The organism is Gordonia sp. (in: high G+C Gram-positive bacteria) (genome assembly GCF_052106715.1).
Lineage (GTDB): Bacteria > Actinomycetota > Actinomycetes > Mycobacteriales > Mycobacteriaceae > Gordonia.
In genome coordinates, this window is the sequence record NZ_JBQEDL010000018.1 from 36,593 (window position 1) to 55,653 (window position 19,061).

A 19,061-nucleotide genomic window follows, 5' to 3' on the forward strand; every position below is an offset into this window, starting at 1 on the left:
CGACGAGCAGCCGAAGGCCGTCTCGGTCGATCACCGAGCGGATGGTGCGGACCTTGTCGAGCACCTCGGGCATGAACTTCTGTCCGCCGAATCCCGGCTCCACGCTCATCACCAGAAACGTGTCGAAGTCGCCGAGGATCTCGAGGTAGGGTTCCAGCGCCGTCCCCGGCTTGATCGCGAGACCCGCCTTTCCGCCTGCAGCTCGGATGTCGCGGGCGACACTCACCGGGTCGTCGGTGGCCTCCGCGTGGAAGGTGACGTTGTAGGCGCCTGCTTCTGCGTACGGCGGCGCCCAGCGGCCCGGGTCCTCGATCATGAGATGGCAGTCGAGCGGAATGTCGGTCGCTTTGAGGAGGCTCTCGACGACGGGCATTCCGAGCGTCAGGTTCGGGACGAAGTGATTGTCCATCACGTCCACGTGCACCCAGTCGACACCGGGGTCGACGTCGGACGGGCCGACCGCCGCGACTTCAGACGCGAGGTTGGCGAAGTCAGCGGACAGGATGGACGGGGCGATCATCGGTGCCGGGCGGGCGGGGTTGCACATGCGGAGAAGTCTACGAGAACGATGACGGCACGCGGGAACTACGCGTCGGCACGCGGAGGACATGACTCGAAGCCGAGCACTATGCCTTGCGTAACGCGGCCACGAACATCGCGTCCGTGTCCTGTCGGTGCGGCCACAGCTGGACGTGCGGGCCCGCACCGAGGCTCTCGGCCTCTGCCATGTCGCCTGCGACCAACGGGCGCGCATCCACCTGCTCCACACCGTCGAGGGTGTCGAGTACCGCGTCAACGACACCGGTCGTCTCCGCCGGGTGCGGTGAACAGGTGGAATAGAGGACGACGCCACCGGGCCGGACGAGGCGCAGCGCCTCGGTCAGCAGTTGCGTCTGCAATTCCACGAGTTGCGGGACGTCCTCGGGCTGCCTGCGCCAGCGCGCCTCCGGTCGACGCCGGAGCGACCCGAGCCCGGAGCACGGGGCGTCGACGAGGATCCGGTCGTATCCGGGCTCTAGTCCGCTGTCACGGCCATCGGCGACGCGCACGGTCACCGGCAGCCCGTCGACGATGTTCTCGATCAGGCGGGCGCGGTGTTCGGACACCTCCACTGCGTCCAGGTGCGCGCCGTCGAGATCGGCCAGCGAGCCGAGCAGCGCCGCCTTGCCGCCCGGCCCCGCACACAGGTCGAGCCACCGGCCGCCGTCCTCGCCGACATCGGATCGAACGAGTGCCAGCGCGACGAGTTGGCTACCCTCGTCCTGCACGCCCGCGAAACCATCGCGCACGGCGTCCAACGATCCTGGGTCACCTTCGGGCAAGTACACGCAGTACGGGGACAGGCGCCCTTCCTCCCCGCCGCTGACCAGAGCCAACTCCTCGGCGGTGATCTGTCCGGGCCGCGCTACCAGATGGACGATCGGGCGCTCGTCGTCGGCGGCAAGGGCGGCCTGCAGTTCGCCGATCGAGCCGAGAGACTTCACGAAGACCTCTGCGATCCATCGCGGGTGCGCATACGTGAACGCGAGGTGACCGACCATGTCGTCGGCCATCGATGGCGCGACGGTGTCGATCCACAACTGTTCGTCGCGCTGGGAGACTTTGCGCAGCACCGCGTTCACGAAGCCGGCCTGTCCCATCCCATGCGAGGCACGGACGAGGTCGACAGACGTCGACACGGCGGCATGCGAGCCGATCCGCGTCCGGAGCAGTTGGTACGAGCCGAGGCGCAATACGTCGAGCAGGTCGCCGTCGATCTCCGAGATCGACCGCCCGGCGGCGTAGGCGATGATCGTGTCGCGGACGCCCGTCGTCCGGGCGGTGCCGTACGTCAACTCCGTGGCGCGGGCCTTGTCGCGGCGATCCAGGCTCCGCTCGCGCAGCAGACGCGGTAGCAGCAGGTTCGCGTACGCATCGTCGCGTCGCACCGCGCGGAGGACGTCGAGTGCGACCGTGCGTGCCGGGTCCGTCGGCTTGTCGCGAGTCTTCAGATCTCGAGAGCTGGAAGCGGCAACGCCTCGCCCCGGCGATCCGCGCTGCGGGCCCCGGCCGCGTCCGTCCTGTGTCATGCGAGCCGTCCGTTCTCGTCGAGTCGTGTGCCGCGGGCCCAGTCGGGCGCGTTCATCGCCTTCTTGCCCGGAGCCTGCACTGTGCCCAGACGTACCGCGCCGGACGCGGTCCCGACGAACACCGCCTTCTTCGTCGCCCCGATCTGTCCGACATCGAGCGGGCCGGGAAGTCCCGGGTCGGTGTCGGCGGGGGTGACGGGTCCGAGCTTGAGCCGGACGTCGCCGATCATCGTCCACGCGCCAGGCGCCGGAGTGTGCGCACGAATCGCCCGTTCGACGAGGTGCGAAGGCAGATCCCACCGGACACGTGCGTCGTCGACGGTGATCTTCGCGGCGTGCGAGACGCCTGCGGCGTCTTGAGGCACAGCCGCGAGCTCTCCGACCGCGATACCGTCGACGACGGCTTTCATCAGGCCCGAACCCGACTCCGAGAGTCGGGCCAGGAGATCGCCTGCCGTATCGGTCGGCCGGATCTGTTCGGTCAGCGTGCCGTACACGGGGCCGGTGTCCAGACCTGCTTCGAGTGCGAAGACGCTCGCACCGGTGATCTCGTCCCCGGCCGCGATCGACGCCTGAACCGGCGCCGCGCCACGCCACGCGGGCAGGATCGAGAAGTGCAGGTTGACCCAACCGTGTGCCGGCAGTTCGAGCACGTCCTGCCCGATCAGCCCGCCGTAGGCGACGACGACGCCAAGGTCCGGCGACCACCGGGCCAGGACCTCCGCGACGTCGGGGTCGGACATGCGACGCGGAGTGAGGACCTCGATGCCTGCTTCGTCCGCGACTGCGCCGACTGCCGAGCGCACGGCTCGTCGACCTCGGCCCGCCGTCGTGTCGGGACGGGTGATGACCCCGACGACGTCGTGATCGGGAGTATCGATCAGTTCTTTCAGCGTCGGTACCGCGACGTCGGGCGTGCCCGCGAAGACGAGTCTCATAATCAACCAATCGTAGGCGGATCGACCTGAACACGGATGCCTGCGGTGTCCTCGTGCCGGGCGTGGCGGACCCGCTGCCCCGCGCGCAGCGCCTCCGCCAGATGCCACCCGCCGCTTCTCGGCGCTCTCAGCAGGAGCCTTTCGACGTCGCCGTCGGCCTCCGTACCCGCCGGTCTGCGCACTCCACCGGGCAGCGGAACCGGACCGAGCCTCTCGACGTCCGGCGACAGGTCGAGCATCTCGACGAAGGAGATGATCGCCGGCCCCGGTCCGTCGATCGAGGCCATCGTCACGGCAGGCGGGAAGCCGAGCTCGTGGCGTTGGGCGAGGTCTGCGGCTGCGAAACCGATCGGGTTCCACGAGATCAACGACTGCACCGTCGGGCCCGCCGCATCGGCGACGACCACGACGCGGCCGCCGCCCGCCTTGCAGCGGACCAGCGATGCGACATCCATCCACATCCGCATCGCGTCCTCGCCTGCGCGAAGGTCTTCGCGGTCGAGCTGTGCCCAGGTGTCCAGCAGGATAGCGGCGCCGTATCCGCCGGGCGCGCGAGGCGCGGCGCCCGGGGTCGCGACGACGACGCGCGCCCCCTCCGGGATGTCGTCGACGATCTTCGCGCCGCCCGAGGTCACGATCGGGACGCCGGGGAACGCCCGACCGAGCTCCTCCGCCGTGCGTTTGTCGCCGACCATCAATGCGCGCACCGTTCGAGCTCCACACGCGGGGCACACGAAGCGGAGCTCCGGGCGACCGCACCATCGGCACGACAGATCGCCGCGGTCGTTCATCGACAACGGCCCCCGACACTGCCGACAGCGGGCGTGCGTTCGACAACGCGCGCACGCGACGGACAGCAGGTAGCCGCGTCTCGGCACGCTGAACAGCACCGCGCTCTCCGCGGCGAGCGCCGAGCGCGCGGCGTCGAACGCCGTCGTCGGAATCCGCGCGGTCCTGGCGAGCGGATCACCGCCGAGACGGCGGTCGTCCTCTGCGATGCCCTCGATTCGCGGGGCCGCGGCACGGACCACCTCGCGAGGAGCAACCAAATCGTGCGCCCACCCGGACTCGACGAGAGCCTGCGCCTCCGCGGTACGCGCGTACCCGCCGATCAGCATCGCCGCACCCGCCGCGTGCGTACGCAGCACAGCCACTTCACGCGGATGCGGATAGGGCGATCTCGGCTCGTGCAGACTCGAGTCCCCGTCGTCGAAGACCACCGTCAGTGCCAAGTCGGCCACCGGCGCGAACACCGCACTGCGGGTGCCGATCACCACCGAGGCCCGTCCCCGCAGGGCCGCCAACCATCGTCGGTAACGGGCGGCGGGACCGAGGCCGGCGGCCAGCGTCACACACCGCTCGCCGAGTATCGGCTCGCACGCCGCGGCCAGCCGGTCAAGGTCGCGTTGATTCGGGACGACGACGATCGCACCGCGACCCGAGACCGCCACCGATGCCACCAGTTCGGCGATGCGCTGCGCCCAGTCGTCGCCGGGGAGGACCTGCCACACCGCGCGAGGATGCCGACCGTCCACGGCTGCCTGAACGAACGACTCTCCGGCGGTGTAGCGGGACCAGCCGCTCACCTCCGGCGGATCGAGGGGCGCCGCCGGCCCGGCGCTGACGACTTCCTTCTCCACTCGCGCGTGCCGAGGCGGAATCGCGAGTCGAAGCACGTCGGGCAGCGTGCCCGCGTATCGCTGCGCCACAGCGCGACAGGCTTCTAGAAGTTCATCGGTCAGCACTCGTTCGGGTGAGACGACGCGATCGAGCCACGATAGGCGTCCCCCGTGGTCGCTGGCCTCGAGGCGTTCGAGCAGGTAACCGTCGACCAATCGTCCCGCGAACCGAACACGGACGCGGACGCCCGGTTGGGCGTCCGCGTCGGTCTTCTCGTCGACGAGGTAATCGAACGGTCGATCCAGATGCGCCACGGTCAGCATGGGGATCACTCGCGCGACGGGGCGCTCCGCCGCCGGCATGCGCCGGTTGCGGTCACTGGTGTCGCTCACGGTGGTGCGGTCCTCGTCGTCGGCACGAACGATCTCGACTCCGCCCTTACGCCGGCCGAGCCTCTTCGCCAGTCAAGCAGAGTCCAGACCCCGACTACAGCCCGGCAGCCTGTCGCAGCTCGGCGACATGGTCGGTCCGCTCCCACGGCAGGTCGATGTCGGTCCGACCGAAGTGGCCGTACGCCGCAGTCGGCGCGTAGATCGGCTGGAGCAGATCGAGGTCTCGAACGATGGCGCCGGGGCGAAGGTCGAAGACCTCCGAGATGGCCTTCTGAATGGTGCCGGGGTCGACGCTCTCGGTACCGAACGTCTCGACGAACAGGCCGACCGGAGCCGCTTTACCGATCGCGTACGCGACCTGGACCTCGATGCGTGTGGCGAGTCCGGCCGCAATGGCGTTCTTGGCCACCCACCGCATCGCGTATGCGGCGCTGCGGTCGACCTTCGACGGGTCTTTGCCGGAGAACGCACCGCCGCCGTGACGGGCCATGCCGCCGTAGGTGTCGACGATGATCTTGCGGCCGGTCAGACCTGCGTCGCCCATCGGTCCACCGAGGACGAAGCTACCGGTCGGGTTGACGAGCAGCCGCGGGTTGCTGGTGTCGAGTGCCACCGGAAGTTCGAGTTCGTCGAAGACCGCTTGCAGCACGTGCTTGCGGATGTCCGGGGCCAGCATGTTGTCGATGTCGATGTCGGCGGCGTGCTGGGTCGACACGACGACGGTGTCCAGCCGGACGGGGGTGTCGCCTGCGTACTCGATCGTCACCTGAGTCTTACCGTCCGGGCGCAGGTAAGGCAGGATGCCGCTCTTGCGGACCTCGGTGAGGCGACGCGAGAGGCGGTGTGCGAGCGCGATCGGCAGCGGCATCAGCTCGGGCGTCTCCGCCGACGCGTAGCCGAACATCAGGCCCTGATCGCCCGCGCCCTGACTGTCCAGGTCGTCGTCGCTGCTGCCGGTCCGCTTCTCGTGCGACGAGGTGAGGCCCTGCGCGATCTCCGGAGACTGTGCCCCGATGGCGACATTGACTCCGCACGATGCGCCGTCGAAGCCCTTGGTGGACGAGTCGTAGCCGATCTCCAAGATCTTCTCGCGCACGATCGTCGGGATGTCGACGTACCCCAATGTGTTCACTTCGCCCGCCACGTGCACCTGTCCGGTGGTGACCATGGTCTCGACCGCGACCTTCGAGTTGGGGTCGGCGGCGAGCAGCGCATCGAGTACTGCATCGCTGATCGCGTCGCAAATCTTGTCGGGGTGTCCTTCCGTCACAGATTCACTGGTGAACAGTCGGGACGCTGAGGCGGTCATCGGTTCCTCTCGGGATGCTCAATCACAGGGATCATCCCCTGCTGACGTAAAACTGGAGAACAAGCGGTGTTGTTCGCCTAACTATGAGGCACGACGGCGACGACTTCGTCAAGGATTCTGCTCGCCATCAATGTCTTGGATCCGAATGGGAGTGCGGTCTCGTTGCCTCCGGCGGTCAGGATCCATCCGCCGTTGTCTTCGGTGCCGAACGCCTTGCCGTCACCGACCGCGTTCACCACCAGTAGATCGCACCCTTTGCGGCGCAGTTTGGTGCGCCCGTGGTCGAGTACGCCGCCGTGTTCGTCGCCGGTCTCAGCGGCGAAACCGACGATGACGGTCTCGCGGGGGATATCGCCCTCGGCTCGGGAGTGAACGAGGCCCGCCAGAATGTCCGGATTGGTGTCCAGGTGGATCGGTGCGGGGCCGTCCGCGCTCTTCTTGATCTTCGATCCCGCGATGTCGACGGGTCGAAAGTCGGCGACTGCCGCCGCCATGATCACCACGTCGGCGTCGCGCGCGCGTCGAGACATCTCGTGCTCGAGTTCCATCGCCGAGTCGATGTCGACGATCTCGACACCCGCAGGATCGCCTGGATCGCTGGTGGCGCCTGCCACCAGGGTGACGTGTGCTCCACGCTGTGCCGCGGCGCGCGCCAACGCATACCCCTGCTTGCCTGAACTGTGATTGCCCAGATACCTCACCGGGTCCAAAGGTTCGCGGGTTCCGCCTGCGCTCACCAGGACGCGTCGTCCGGCGAGGTCGTACGGCAGCGCTTGCGCGCGGTCGAGCAACAGTTCGCCGATCAACCCGATCTCGGTGGGCTCAGGCATCCGGCCCGCGCCGGTGTCGGCACCCGTCAGACGGCCGCTGGCGGGCGTCATCACGGTGACGCCGCGCTCACGCAGCGTGGCGACGTTCGCAGTGGTCGCCGGGTGCTGCCACATCTCCGTGTGCATCGCGGGTACGAACAGCACCGGGCACGTCGCGGTCAGCAACGAAGCCGTCAGCAGATCGTCGGCGCGACCGGCAACCGCACGCGCCATGAGGTCAGCGGTCGCGGGCGCGACGAGCACGAGGTCCGCCTTACGACCGAGCGCGACGTGTGCGACCTCGTCGACGTCGTCGAAGACCTCGGTACTGACGGGGTTCCCCGACAGCGCTTCGAACGTGGCCGCTCCGACGAAGTTCAGCGCAGCCCGGGTCGGGACCACTCGAACATCATGACCGGCCTCGGTGAAGTGACGAATGACACTGCACACCTTGTAGGCGGCAATCCCCCCGCCGACCCCGATGAGGACGTGCGACACCGCGCGGCCTACTCGCCTTCGGTGTGCTCGAGCAGATCGGAGTGGATCTCGCGCATAGCGATCGAGAGGGCCTTCTCCTGGACGCCGGGCTCGACGAGCGGACCGACGTATTCGAGGATGCCCTCGGCCAGTTGGTTGTAGTAGTCGTTGATCTGCCGCGCACGCTTGGCGGCGTAGATGACCAGTGCGTACTTCGACGAAGTGCGCTCAAGCAGTTCGTCGATCGGCGGGTTCGTGATCCCCAACGGGGTGTCGTACACCGGCCCGTCGACGACGGTCTGATCGATCTCTGTCTGAGTGCTCACTCACATCTCCTGCGCAGTATGTTCGGCCGACCGCGTTTCCGACCGCGGCCCGACCAGCAAGTTTAGCAATTGTTCGACGGTTTCGTCGACATCGTCGTTCACGATGACGTGCGCGAACTCGTCTTGCGCCGCCATTTCGACGCGCGCTGTCTCCAGGCGACGTTCGATCACGTCGCCGCTCTCGGTGCCTCTACCCGTCAGCCGCGAGACGAGTTCGTCCCAACTCGGCGGCGCCAGAAACACCGTTATCGCCTCGTTCAGGCGGGCACGCACATTGCGCGCGCCGACCAGATCCACTTCGACGAGCACGGGGCGGCCCTGCGCCATCGCCTGCTCGACGGGTGCGGCCGGAGTTCCCGACCGCTGGAGTCCGCCGTGAATCTCCGCCCACTCGAGCATCTCGCCCGCATCGATCATCGCGTCGAACGAGTCGCGGGTGACGAAGTGGTAGTCGCGTCCATCGACTTCGCCGGGACGTGGCTCACGTGTCGTCGCAGACACGCTGAAGTGCAGAGCGGGAAGCGCGTCACGGAGTCGGCGAACGACGGTGGACTTCCCGACGGCCGAGGGGCCGACCAGTACGACTAGTCGGCCCCTCGATCCGGTGTTCGTGTCCGGCACGCTCAGGAGCTGAACTTCTCGAGCAGCGCCTTACGCTGACGGTCACCGAGACCACGCAGGCGGCGGGTCGGGGCGATCTCCAGCTCCGTCATGATCTCCTGCGCCTTGACCTTGCCGACCTTGGGCAGGGCTTCGAGCAGAGCAGAGACCTTCATCTTGCCGAGAATCTCATCGTTCTCAGCGTCGGCCAGCACCTGCTTCAGGTCGGTGCCACCACGCTTAAGGCGTTCCTTGAGCTCGGCACGCACGCGGCGGGCTGCAGCCGCCTTCTCGAGCGCAGCAGCGCGCTGCTCATCAGTCAACTGGGGAAGAGCCACGGTTCCTCCGTCTTTCGTTTCTACGGGTTCAGTTGGTCCGCTCGACGCTATCAACATCGACCGGTGGTTTCGTCGTGAGGATCAATCCTGGCCCCCACGATCTTCGGCGATCGTAACGCTCGCCGCCGAGACCAGCACAAACGGTACCCGCTGCGACCGACTCTTTGCACCCTGCACCCCGGGCGCGCCGCAGAAATCTGTCAGGTAGTACCGTATGCGTCCATGCTGAACGACCTGCGTACACTCGCCCGCGTCCTTCGGAACGACTACGCACCGCGGTCCGCCACCGAGTCGGTGATCGTCAGCGACCGACCCCACGGACGTCTTCGCAGGTACGGGAGCCGCGAGCAGGTCGACGCGGCACGCGCAGCGGGCCGAGTCCCGGTGCTTCTGGTTCCTCCGTTAGCGGTTCCCGCCAGCTGTTACGACCTGGCGCCGGGAGTCGATCCGGCGAACTCGGTCGTCGAGTTCCTGTTGTCCACCGGCACCGTCCCGTACGTCGTCGACTTCGGCGACGCGGCTCGCCGTCTCGGATTCGAGGACTACTTCGACGGCTTCGTTCCGCGTGCTGTCGCCGACGCCGTCGGCGATTTCGGGGCGGGCCCCGGCTCGGTCGATCTACTGGGATGGAGCCTGGGTGGGACGCTGTCGTTGCTGACCGCGGCCTACCGTCGAGACCTGCCGATTCGGTCGATCATCACCGTCGGCACCCCGCTGAACTATTCGAAGATGCCGGTGTACAACGCCGCGCGCACCGTGCTCGCGCCGACTGACGGGAAGCCACTGGACTACGTGTTGAGGGCGCTCGGCGGAATCCCCGCTCCCCTGGTCCAGCTGTCGTACCGAGCCACGGCGTGGCAGCGCGAACTGCGCAAGCCCAAGTACATCCTGGACAACATCGACGATCACGATGCGCTGGTCCGGATGCAGGTGATCGACCGCTTCCAGGACGCGATGCCCGGCTACGCGGGCAAGGTGAGCGAACAGATGCTGCTGAACCTGGTGGTGCGCAACGAACTCGGCGACGGCGTATTGCATCTCGGCGGCCGGACGGTCGATCTGCGGGCGGTGTCCGCTCCGGTGTTCCTCGTCGGCTCCCACCGCGACGCCATCGTCAGCCATGCCGCCGCCCGCTACGGTGAGAAGCTTCTCACCTCGTCATCGCACGTGGAGTTCCATACGGTCGAGTCGAGCCACCTCGGCTTGCTGACGGGTCCGGATGCGCACGAGTACACCTGGCCCGCGATCGCCCGTTTCCGCGAGAACCTGGTGTCCTCGGCCGCCTGAACCGCGCCGCGGGGACGCCAGAAGCGCTATCGGAGGGCGCGCTCGATGTCGTCTCGTGTCGACTCGACGGCCGAACGGAGGGCGGCGACGTCTGGGCCGGCACGGAGGATGCTGCGACTGGCTGCGGGCAGGAGCCACGAATGGTCCGCGTCCCCGAAGATCCTCGCGAGGTCTGCGGCGCTCGCCCCCTGCGCCCCGAGTCCGGGTGACAGGATCGGGCCGCCGAGGGCCCCGAGGTCGAGCCCGTGATCCCGGGTTGCCCCGATGACGACACCGACCGTCCCCGGGCTCTGGGCGTTGACGGCGGCAGCCGAGTCGGCGATGGACTGTGCGACGGTCGTGCCATCGGTGGTCGCTGTCTGTACGTCGGCACCGTCTGGGTTCGACGTCCGTGCCAGCACGAACACTCCCCGGTCGGTCGCACGCGCTGCCGCGATCGCGGGGGCGAGCGAGCCGAAGCCGAGATAGGGCGAGACCGTCACGGCGTCGCTGCACAGGGGCGACTCGTCGTCGAGCCACGCGGTCGTATAGGCGGCCATCGTGGACCCGATGTCGCCGCGCTTCGCATCGGCGAGCACGATCGCGCCGGCGTCGCGACAACCCGCGATCGTCTCCTCCAACACAGCGAATCCCGCGGACCCGAACTGCTCGAAGAACGCGACCTGCGGCTTGACGACGGATGCCACCGGTGCGATCCCGGCGACGCAGGCCTGTGCGAACTCCCGCAATCCCGCCACCGACACGGGCAGTCCCCACTCACGCAGGAGGTCCGCGTGCGGGTCGATGCCTGCGCAGAGACGGCCGCGTTGTGCGAGTGCCTCTGCGTATCGGGAACCGAAGGTCACGGTCGGCCCTGCAGTTCGGCGTGGCGGCGTTGCAGCGATGCCACACCCATCGTCGCGCCGATCGCCGCCTCGATGCCTTGGACGGCGGCGCCTGCGCCGGAGACCGTCGTGATGCACGGGACTCTCGCCCCGATCGCGGCCGCCCGGATCTCGTACCCGTCCACCCGCGGCCCGGATGTGCCGTACGGCGTGTTGATGATCATGGCGACGTTCCCGTCCTTGATCTCGTCGATCACAGTCCGCTTACCGTCGGCCGACTCGGCCCCCTTGGCGACTGTCGTCGCCTCGATTCCGTTGCGGCGCAGGACGTCCGCAGTTCCGACGGTGGCCATGATCGTGAAGCCCAGATCTGCAAGTCGCTTGATCGGGAAGGAGATCGACGCCTTGTCCCGGTCAGCCACCGACACGAACACTGTCCCCGACGTCGGCAACGCACCGCCCGCACCGTCCTGCGACTTCGCGAATGCCCGACCGAAGTCGGTGTCGAGGCCCATGACCTCGCCGGTCGACTTCATCTCCGGGCTCAGCAGGGAGTCGACGCCCGTTCCGTCGGCACGGCGGAACCGGTTGAACGGCAGGACTGCCTCCTTCACCGCAACCGGAGCGTAAGCCGGGGTCGACGACCCGTCGCCCGACTCGGGAAGGATGCCCTCACCTCGTAGTTCGGCGATCGTACGACCCATCATCACGCGGGCACAGGCCTTCGCGAGTTGCACAGCCGTCGCCTTCGACACGAACGGCACGGTGCGGCTCGCACGCGGATTCGCTTCGAGGACGTAGAGCGTGTCGTCGGCGAGCGCGTACTGGACGTTCAGCAGGCCACGAACGCCGATGCCCTTCGCCAGGGCCTCGGTCGACGAGCGGACGCGTTCGATCACGGCGGCAGTCAAGGTGATCGGCGGCAGCGCGCAGGCCGAGTCGCCGGAGTGGATGCCAGCCTCCTCGATGTGCTCCATGATACCGCCGATGAAGATCTCACTGCCGTCGTACAGCGCGTCGACGTCGATCTCGACGGCGCCTTCCAGGAAACGGTCGACGAGCACGGGTCGGTCATGGGAGATCTCGGTGGCGCGCGAGATGTAGTCGGCGAGCGCTTGCTCGTCGTAGACGATCTCCATGCCGCGACCACCGAGGACGTACGACGGGCGGACCAACACCGGGTATCCGATGCTCGCCGCGATCTCGCGGGCGCAGTCGAACGTGGTGGCCGTGCCGAACTTCGGCGCCGGGAGGTTCGCCTCGGTGAGGACGCGACCGAACTCGCCGCGGTCCTCGGCGAGGTCGATCGCCGCCGGGCTGGTTCCGACGATCGAGACTCCCGCGGCTTCCAGGCGCGCCGCCAGACCCAGCGGCGTCTGGCCGCCGAGCTGAACGATCACGCCTGCGACGGTGCCGGACTCGCTCTCGGAGTGGTACACCTCCATCACGTCTTCGAACGTCAACGGCTCGAAGTACAGTCGGTCCGCGGTGTCGTAGTCGGTGGACACGGTCTCCGGGTTGCAGTTGACCATGACCGTCTCGTACCCGGCCTCGCTCAACGTCATCGCCGCATGCACACATGAGTAGTCGAACTCGATGCCCTGACCGATACGGTTCGGCCCGGAGCCCAGGATCAGGACCTTGGGACGTTCGGTCTGGGCGGCGACCTCGCTCGTCGCCGCCGGATCGATCTCGTAGGCGCTGTAGTGGTACGGCGTCTTGGCCTCGAACTCCGCCGCGCAGGTGTCGACGGTCTTGTACACCGGTCGCACACCGAGCCCGATTCGGAGCTCGCGCGCCTCGTCCTCGTCGGCGAGATCGCTGCGGAGCGCCGCGATCTGACGGTCCGACAACCCCGACGACTTAGCGATACGCAACAGTTCCTCGTCGAGAACGTCGGCCTCACGAACACGGTGACCGACCTCGCGGATCCCGTCGATCTCGGCGAGGAACCACGGGTCGATCGCCGTCACCTCGTACAGGCGCTCGATCGACACGCCCGCCTCGAGGGCCAGCATCAGCTTGTGCATGCGCCCATCGCGCGGGACCGCGATGTCGGCCAGGAGCGCCTCGACGTCGAGCGTCGCGGGGTCGGGGCGGTCGGCCTCGGTCCAGAATCCCGCAGCCTTGGTCTCCATCGAGCGCATCACCTTACCGAACGCCTCCGCGAAGCTTCGACCGAGGCTCATCGCCTCGCCCACCGACTTCATAGTGGTGGTGAGAGTGTCGTCGGCGCCCGGGAACTTCTCGAACGCGAACCGCGGAGCCTTGACGACGACGTAGTCCAGGGTCGGCTCGAACGCTGCGGGCGTCACCTTGGTGATGTCGTTGGTGATCTCGTCGAGCGAATAGCCGATGGCGAGCTTGGCTGCCATCTTCGCGATCGGGTACCCGGTCGCCTTGGACGCGAGGGCCGAGGAACGGGACACGCGCGGATTCATCTCGATGACGACGAGGCGTCCGTCCTTCGGGTCCTGCGCGAACTGGATATTGCAGCCGCCCGTGTCGACGCCGACTTCGCGGAGGATGGCGATCGAGAGGTCGCGCATGATCTGGTATTCGCGGTCGGTCAGGGTCATCGCCGGAGCGACGGTCACCGAGTCGCCGGTGTGGACACCGACCGGGTCGACGTTCTCGATGGAACAGATGACGACGACGTTGTCCTTGTTGTCGCGCATCAACTCCAGCTCGTACTCCTTCCACCCGAGGATCGACTCCTCGATGAGCACGTTGGCCGTCGGCGATGCGGCGAGTCCGCCTCCCGCGATGCGGTCGAGGTCGGCGTCGTCGTACGCCATGCCGGAGCCGAGTCCGCCCATCGTGAACGACGGGCGCACGACCACCGGGAAGCCGAGCTCACCGACGGTCTTGCGGACCTCGTCCATCGTGTAGCAGACCGCCGACCGCGCGCTCTCGCCACCGACCTTCGCGACGATGTCCTTGAACATCTGGCGGTCCTCGCCGCGCTGGATCGCATCGAAGTCTGCGCCGATCAACTCGATGTCGTACTTGGCGAGGATGCCTTCATCGTGCAGGCCGACGGCCGCGTTGAGCGCGGTCTGACCGCCGAGGGTCGCGAGCACGGCGTCGATCGGGTGTCCGCCGGCCGCCTCGGTCTGGATCACCTTCTCGAGGTACTCGGGGCTGATCGGCTCAACGTAGGTGGCGTCGGCGAACTCCGGGTCGGTCATGATCGTCGCCGGGTTCGAGTTGACGAGCGAGACGCGCAGGCCCTCGGACTGGAGGACGCGGCAAGCCTGGGTGCCCGAGTAGTCGAACTCGCAGGCCTGGCCGATGACGATCGGGCCGGACCCGATCACCAGGACGTGAGAGATGTCAGTACGACGGGGCATTACGAGAGGTTCCCTTCCTGGGCGGCGTTCTCCATGACATGGACGAACTTGTCGAAGAGGTTGGCGGCATCGTGCGGTCCGGACGCGGCCTCGGGGTGGTACTGGACGGAGAAGGCCGTGCCGGAGACCAGTTCGACGCCCTCCACGACTCCGTCGTTGGCGCAGACGTGCGAGACCCGAGCCCGGCCAAGCGGGGTGTCAAACTCTTCGCCCGCCTCGCCCTCGAGCGCGAAACCGTGGTTCTGGGAGGTGATGGCGATCCGCCCGCTGACGGTGTCCAGGACCGGGATGTTGATTCCGCGGTGCCCGAACTTGAGCTTGTAGGTATCGCGTCCGAACGCCCGCCCGAGGATCTGGTTGCCGAAGCAGATGCCAAACGTCGGGAGGCCCGAGTCGACGATCTCGCTGGTCAGCGCGACTGCGGCATCGGCTGTCGCGGGGTCGCCCGGGCCGTTCGACAGGAAGAAGCCGTCCGGGTTCAAGGCCTTGATGTCGGCGAACGTCGCGGACGACGGGAGGACGTGGACTTCCACACCGCGCGCTGCGAGCATGCGCGGCGTGTTGGCCTTGATGCCCATGTCCAGCGCTGCGACTTTGAGTTTGGCTTGTCCGCCTGCGGCTTCCACGACATACGGCTCGGCGGTGCTGACCTCTGCGGCGAGGTCGGCTCCGGCCATCGACGGCTGCGCGCGCACGGCCTCGAGCATGTCCTCGGTCGAGGCCAGCGCGTCACCCGAGAACACACCCGCACGCATCGACCCGTTGTCGCGGAGCACTCGGACGAGCGCTCGGGTGTCGATGCCTGCGATCGAGACGATGTCCTGGTCGGCGAGTTCCCCATCGAGCGTGGAGCCTGCGCGCCAGTTGGACACCCGACGGGTGGGGTTGCGCACGGCGTAGCCCGCGACCCAGATCTTTCCCGGGTCGTCGTGGTCGATGAAGTCGGCCGACCAGGTGACGGCCGAACGCTTGCCGAGGAGGCTCTCGCTGTCTTCGGTGTTCCAACCGGTGTTTCCGATCTGCGGCGCTGTGGCGACGACGATCTGCCGGTGATAGCTCGGGTCGGTGAGCGTCTCCTGGTACCCGGTCATCGCGGTGCAGAACACCGCCTCGCCTAGGGTCTGACCGGTGGCGCCGTACGCCAACCCGGTGAAGACCTGGCCGTTCTCCAGCACCAGTACTGCCTTGCTCATCTAGTCTTCCTTCTTCGTTGCGGTGCCGGACTCGTTCTCCGCGTTCTGGAGGTCGTGTTCCTCCGCGGCCGCGAAAGCCCGTTCGTTCAATTCCGCGTAGGCCTCGACCCACTCCGGGTACGTCGTCTTGTCATCGCCGCGCAGGCCCGAATCGATCTCGACACCGGTCGGCAGCGTCCACCTGATCACCAGCACACCGTCGCGGCTCATCACCTTGCCTGCGAGCCCGTTCTCAGTGCGGACGGCGATCAGCGATTCGCGGGGGATCCAGATCTCCGACGCACCGTGGCGCGTGATCAACAGGCCGTTGGGATACTCGGTGAGCTCGGCCGACGCCCTATCGCCCTTGTCGCCGACTGCGATCCGGTTCTGCCAACTCGGAGCCAGGGTGCTGCCGACGTAGAGACCGGTGTGCGGACCGCGGACAGGTGCGCCGAGGTCGTCGGGCGTCGCGGGGAACTCGCCGACCGCGTCGGCCTGACGGCGCCCGCGGTTACGCCAGCCACGCACGATGAGGGAGACCAGCAGCAACCAGATCGCGAGCGCGATGACGACGATGACCAGGTAGTACGTCCAGTTACTCACTGCCACTCACCGCCCGTCCGCTGCGCCGTGACCCGCCCGCGCAGGACCGTCGCCTGCACGACTCCCGGCAATGTCATCTCCTCGTAAGGGGTGTTCCGCGACTTGCTCGCCATCGCGTCGCCGCGCACCGTCCATTGCGCCTCCGGGTCGACGATCGTGAGGTTGGCTGGCTCGCCGACGGCGATCGGCCTCCCCTGGTCGTCGAGCCCGACGATGGCAGCGGGACGTTCGCTCATCACCCGTGACACCCCGCGCCAGTCGAGCAGGCCCGTCCGCACCATCGTCTCCACGACGATCGACAGCGCGGTCTCGAGTCCGAGCATGCCCGGGCGGGCCTGCGAGAACTCGCAGCACTTCTCCTGCGACGAATGCGGCGCGTGATCGGTGGCGACGCAGTCGAGAATGCCGTCGGCGAGCGCCTGCCGGAGCGCTGCGACGTCGTCAGCCTCGCGAAGGGGCGGGTTAACCCGGTTGACGCCGTCGTAGGTCTCCAGCCGGGAGTCGTCGAGCAGCAGGTGATGCGGCGTCACCTCGGCGGTGATCTCGATGCCCTGCGCGCGTGCCCACTTGAGGAGTTCGACGGTGCCCGCGGTGGACGCGTGCGCGACGTGCACCCGTGCCCCGGCGTCGCGGGCGAGAAGCGCGTCGCGGGCGACGATCGACTCTTCGGCGGCCCGCGGCCATCCGGCGAGACCGAGGCGTGCCGCAGTGGGTCCGTCGTGAGCGACGGCTCCGACGGTCAGTCGCGGATCCTCCGAGTGCTGTGAGATCAGGACACCGAGCCCCGTCGAATACTCGAGGGCCCGCTTCATCAGGACCGGATCGTGCACGCACTTGCCGTCGTCGCTGAACAGTCGGACTCGGCCCGCGCCCTGAGCCATCATCCCCATCTCGGCGAGTTGTTCGCCCGCGAGGCCGACGGTAACCGCTCCGACGGGATGGATGTCGACGAGGCCGACCTCCTGGCCGAGCCGCCACACGAGATCGGTGACGGTCGAGTTGTCGGCGACGGGCGCGGTGTTGGCCATCGCGAACACTGCCGTGTAACCACCACGAGCCGCCGCCGTCGAGCCCGATGCGACGGTCTCCGTGTCTTCCCGGCCGGGTTCGCGCAGGTGTGTGTGCAGGTCGACGAATCCGGGCAGTAGCACGCCTCCCCCGCCGTCGACGGTCTCAGCTCCCTCGGGAGCCTCGAGTCCCGCACCGATCTCGGTGATGACGCCGTCGACGACTGCGATGTCGACCGGGTCGCCGTCACCGTAGGGCCGGACGTTGGTGATCAGGGCCGAACCGGTAACGGTCACTACTTCTCTCCTCGGAGATCGGGCGTCTGGGATTCGACCGGACGACCCTCGACGTGGGTGGCTGGCACGGTCGTGGACTCCTCGGCGCCCGCGATGAGGCGGAAGAGGACGGCCATGCGGACGTGGACACCGTTGCGGACCTGTTCGAGGACCGTCGCCTGCGGTGCGTCGGCGACGTCGAAGCCGATCTCCATGCCGCGCAGCATCGGGCCGGGGTGGAGCAGCACGACGTCGTCGCGAAGCATCGCGGTCCGGGCGTCGGAGAGTCCGTAGCGGACCGAGTACTCCCGACTGCTCGGGAAATACCCGCCGTTCATCCGTTCGGCCTGCACTCGCAGCATCATGACGGCGTCCGCGGCAGGCAGTTCCGCGTCCAGATCGGTGGCGACACGCACCGGCCACGTGTCGACGCCCGTCGGCAGGAGAGTCGGTGGCGCGACGAGGACCACCTCGGCGCCAAGCGTCGACAGGAGCAGAGCGTTCGACCGCGCGACCCGCGAATGCAGGACGTCGCCGACGATGACCACGCGGCGGCCCCCGATACCGCCGAGCCGTTGCCGGATCGTGTAGGCGTCCAGGAGTGCCTGCGTCGGATGCTCGTGCATACCGTCGCCCGCATTGATAATCGACGGCCCGCTCGATCCCGGGATGCTGAGCACGTCGGAGCCGTCGTTCGTCCAGCGCGCGATCTGCGCGGCGGCCCCCGACGCCGGATGCCGGACGACGAGTGCGTCGGCGCCGAGCGCCCGCAGCGTCTTCGCGGTGTCCCGCAGCGACTCCCCCTTGTTGACCGACGACGTCGACGCGCTCACGTTGATCGCGTCCGCGCTCATCCATTTGGCAGCGACTTCGAAGGAGACGCGGGTGCGCGTCGAGTTCTCGTAGAACACGGTCATCACGGTTCGGCCACGCAGCGTCGGAAGCTTGCGCACCTCGCGACCGGCGAGCGCCTGCTCGAACCGCTGAGCCTCGTCGAGGATGTCGATGGCCTCGTCGTGCGAAAGGTCTGCCGCGGAGAGCAGGTGCTTCATCGGAGCACCACCTCGTCGAGGCCGTCGTGCTCGTGGAGGTGGACCTGAACGTCCTCGCCGCGTGCGGTCGGAATGTTCTTGCCGACGTAGTCGGCGCGCAGCGGCAGTTCGCGGTGACCGCGGTCGACGAGGACCGCGAGTTGGACCGCTGCCGGACGACCGAGGTCGCGGAGTGCGTCGAGCGCCGCGCGGACGGTGCGCCCGGAGAACAGGACGTCGTCGACGAGGATCACGAGTGCGCCGTCAACGCCGCCCTCGGGGACCAGCGTGCGTTCGAGGGGGCGGTGCGGTTTGTCTCGTAGATCGTCGCGATACAACGTGATGTCGAGATAGCCGGTCGACACGTCGACACCGGTGAACTCGGCGACCTTCGCTGACAGACGGAGCGCCAGAGATGTGCCTCGGGTGGGGATGCCGATCAACAGGACACGGCGGGAACCGGGTTCGTCCAGAGCGGTCTTCTCGATGACTTGATGTGCCATTCTCGCCACCGTGCGGCCGACGTCTGACGCGTCGAGCAGTACACGGGGTGCGCCCGGCACGGCACCCCGACCTTCCGAGGTCGGGGTGCTCGAGTCGGGCGTACTCGAGTGATGGGCATCATCG

At 67.8% G+C, this 19,061-nt stretch carries 16 protein-coding genes and 1 pseudogene; 1 reads left to right on the plus strand and 16 read right to left on the minus strand.

Going from position 1 to position 19,061, the window contains the following annotated elements:
* From ACTIMF_RS10865 to mihF, 9 genes and pseudogenes are all read right to left on the minus strand, one after another.
* Positions 1-547: pseudogene (locus ACTIMF_RS10865) on the minus strand (ribulose-phosphate 3-epimerase); the annotation flags it as partial.
* Positions 548-626: 79 nt separating this feature from the next.
* Positions 627-2,069 (minus strand): RsmB/NOP family class I SAM-dependent RNA methyltransferase, encoded by a 1,443-nt coding sequence (locus tag ACTIMF_RS10870; protein WP_442350302.1) that lies wholly within the window; start codon positions 2,067-2,069, stop codon positions 627-629.
* Complete coding sequence (gene fmt / locus ACTIMF_RS10875) at positions 2,066-3,007, minus strand: methionyl-tRNA formyltransferase (RefSeq protein ID WP_442350303.1); 942 nt, start codon at positions 3,005-3,007, stop codon at positions 2,066-2,068. Before fmt ends, ACTIMF_RS10870 begins: the two co-directional genes overlap by 4 nt.
* A gap of 2 nt (positions 3,008-3,009) precedes the next feature.
* The gene (locus ACTIMF_RS10880; protein ID WP_442350339.1) at positions 3,010-4,989 is read right to left on the minus strand and encodes a primosomal protein N'; all 1,980 of its coding nucleotides are present in this window, start codon (positions 4,987-4,989) and stop codon (positions 3,010-3,012) included.
* A 124-nt stretch (positions 4,990-5,113) separates the two neighbouring features.
* On the minus strand, positions 5,114-6,328 hold the full coding sequence (metK, locus tag ACTIMF_RS10885) for a methionine adenosyltransferase (RefSeq protein ID WP_442350304.1): 1,215 nt from the start codon (positions 6,326-6,328) through the stop codon (positions 5,114-5,116).
* A gap of 77 nt (positions 6,329-6,405) precedes the next feature.
* Positions 6,406-7,635 (minus strand): bifunctional phosphopantothenoylcysteine decarboxylase/phosphopantothenate--cysteine ligase CoaBC, encoded by a 1,230-nt coding sequence (gene coaBC / locus ACTIMF_RS10890; protein WP_442350305.1) that lies wholly within the window; start codon positions 7,633-7,635, stop codon positions 6,406-6,408.
* Between the two features lie 8 nt (positions 7,636-7,643).
* Positions 7,644-7,940, minus strand: a complete 297-nt coding sequence (gene rpoZ / locus ACTIMF_RS10895; protein ID WP_442350306.1) for a DNA-directed RNA polymerase subunit omega — start codon at positions 7,938-7,940, stop codon at positions 7,644-7,646.
* Entirely contained in the window at positions 7,941-8,561 is a 621-nt protein-coding gene (gene gmk, locus ACTIMF_RS10900; protein ID WP_442350307.1) for a guanylate kinase, read from the minus strand.
* A 2-nt stretch (positions 8,562-8,563) separates the two neighbouring features.
* The gene (gene mihF / locus ACTIMF_RS10905; protein ID WP_132993466.1) at positions 8,564-8,878 is read right to left on the minus strand and encodes an integration host factor, actinobacterial type; all 315 of its coding nucleotides are present in this window, start codon (positions 8,876-8,878) and stop codon (positions 8,564-8,566) included.
* Between the two features lie 222 nt (positions 8,879-9,100).
* Between mihF and ACTIMF_RS10910 the strand changes: the two genes are divergently transcribed.
* A complete protein-coding gene (locus tag ACTIMF_RS10910) occupies positions 9,101-10,165 on the plus strand; it encodes an alpha/beta fold hydrolase (protein ID WP_442350308.1) in 1,065 nt (354 codons plus the stop codon).
* 26 nt (positions 10,166-10,191) lie between these two features.
* On the opposite strand, the gene pyrF is transcribed toward ACTIMF_RS10910, so the two are convergent.
* From pyrF to pyrR, 7 genes are read right to left on the minus strand one after another with little or no spacing between them, the layout of a single operon-like run.
* Positions 10,192-11,010, minus strand: coding sequence for an orotidine-5'-phosphate decarboxylase (pyrF, locus tag ACTIMF_RS10915; RefSeq protein WP_442350309.1), 819 nt, complete (start codon positions 11,008-11,010; stop codon positions 10,192-10,194).
* Positions 11,007-14,342: a carbamoyl-phosphate synthase large subunit gene (gene carB, locus ACTIMF_RS10920; RefSeq protein ID WP_442350310.1), complete on the minus strand. Its 3,336-nt coding sequence runs from the start codon at positions 14,340-14,342 to the stop codon at positions 11,007-11,009. Before carB ends, pyrF begins: the two co-directional genes overlap by 4 nt.
* On the minus strand, positions 14,342-15,535 hold the full coding sequence (gene carA, locus ACTIMF_RS10925) for a glutamine-hydrolyzing carbamoyl-phosphate synthase small subunit (protein WP_442350311.1): 1,194 nt from the start codon (positions 15,533-15,535) through the stop codon (positions 14,342-14,344). The genes carB and carA overlap by 1 nt, the downstream gene beginning before the upstream one ends.
* Positions 15,536-16,120 carry a PH-like domain-containing protein gene (locus ACTIMF_RS10930; protein ID WP_442350312.1) on the minus strand — a complete coding sequence of 195 codons (585 nt, stop codon included), beginning with the start codon at positions 16,118-16,120 and terminating at the stop codon, positions 15,536-15,538.
* On the minus strand, positions 16,117-17,424 hold the full coding sequence (locus ACTIMF_RS10935) for a dihydroorotase (protein ID WP_442350313.1): 1,308 nt from the start codon (positions 17,422-17,424) through the stop codon (positions 16,117-16,119). The genes ACTIMF_RS10930 and ACTIMF_RS10935 overlap by 4 nt, the downstream gene beginning before the upstream one ends.
* Positions 17,424-18,455 carry an aspartate carbamoyltransferase catalytic subunit gene (locus tag ACTIMF_RS10940; protein WP_442350314.1) on the minus strand — a complete coding sequence of 344 codons (1,032 nt, stop codon included), beginning with the start codon at positions 18,453-18,455 and terminating at the stop codon, positions 17,424-17,426. Before ACTIMF_RS10940 ends, ACTIMF_RS10935 begins: the two co-directional genes overlap by 1 nt.
* The gene (pyrR, locus tag ACTIMF_RS10945; RefSeq protein WP_442350315.1) at positions 18,452-18,997 is read right to left on the minus strand and encodes a bifunctional pyr operon transcriptional regulator/uracil phosphoribosyltransferase PyrR; all 546 of its coding nucleotides are present in this window, start codon (positions 18,995-18,997) and stop codon (positions 18,452-18,454) included. Before pyrR ends, ACTIMF_RS10940 begins: the two co-directional genes overlap by 4 nt.
* Positions 18,998-19,061: the final 64 nt, after the last annotated feature.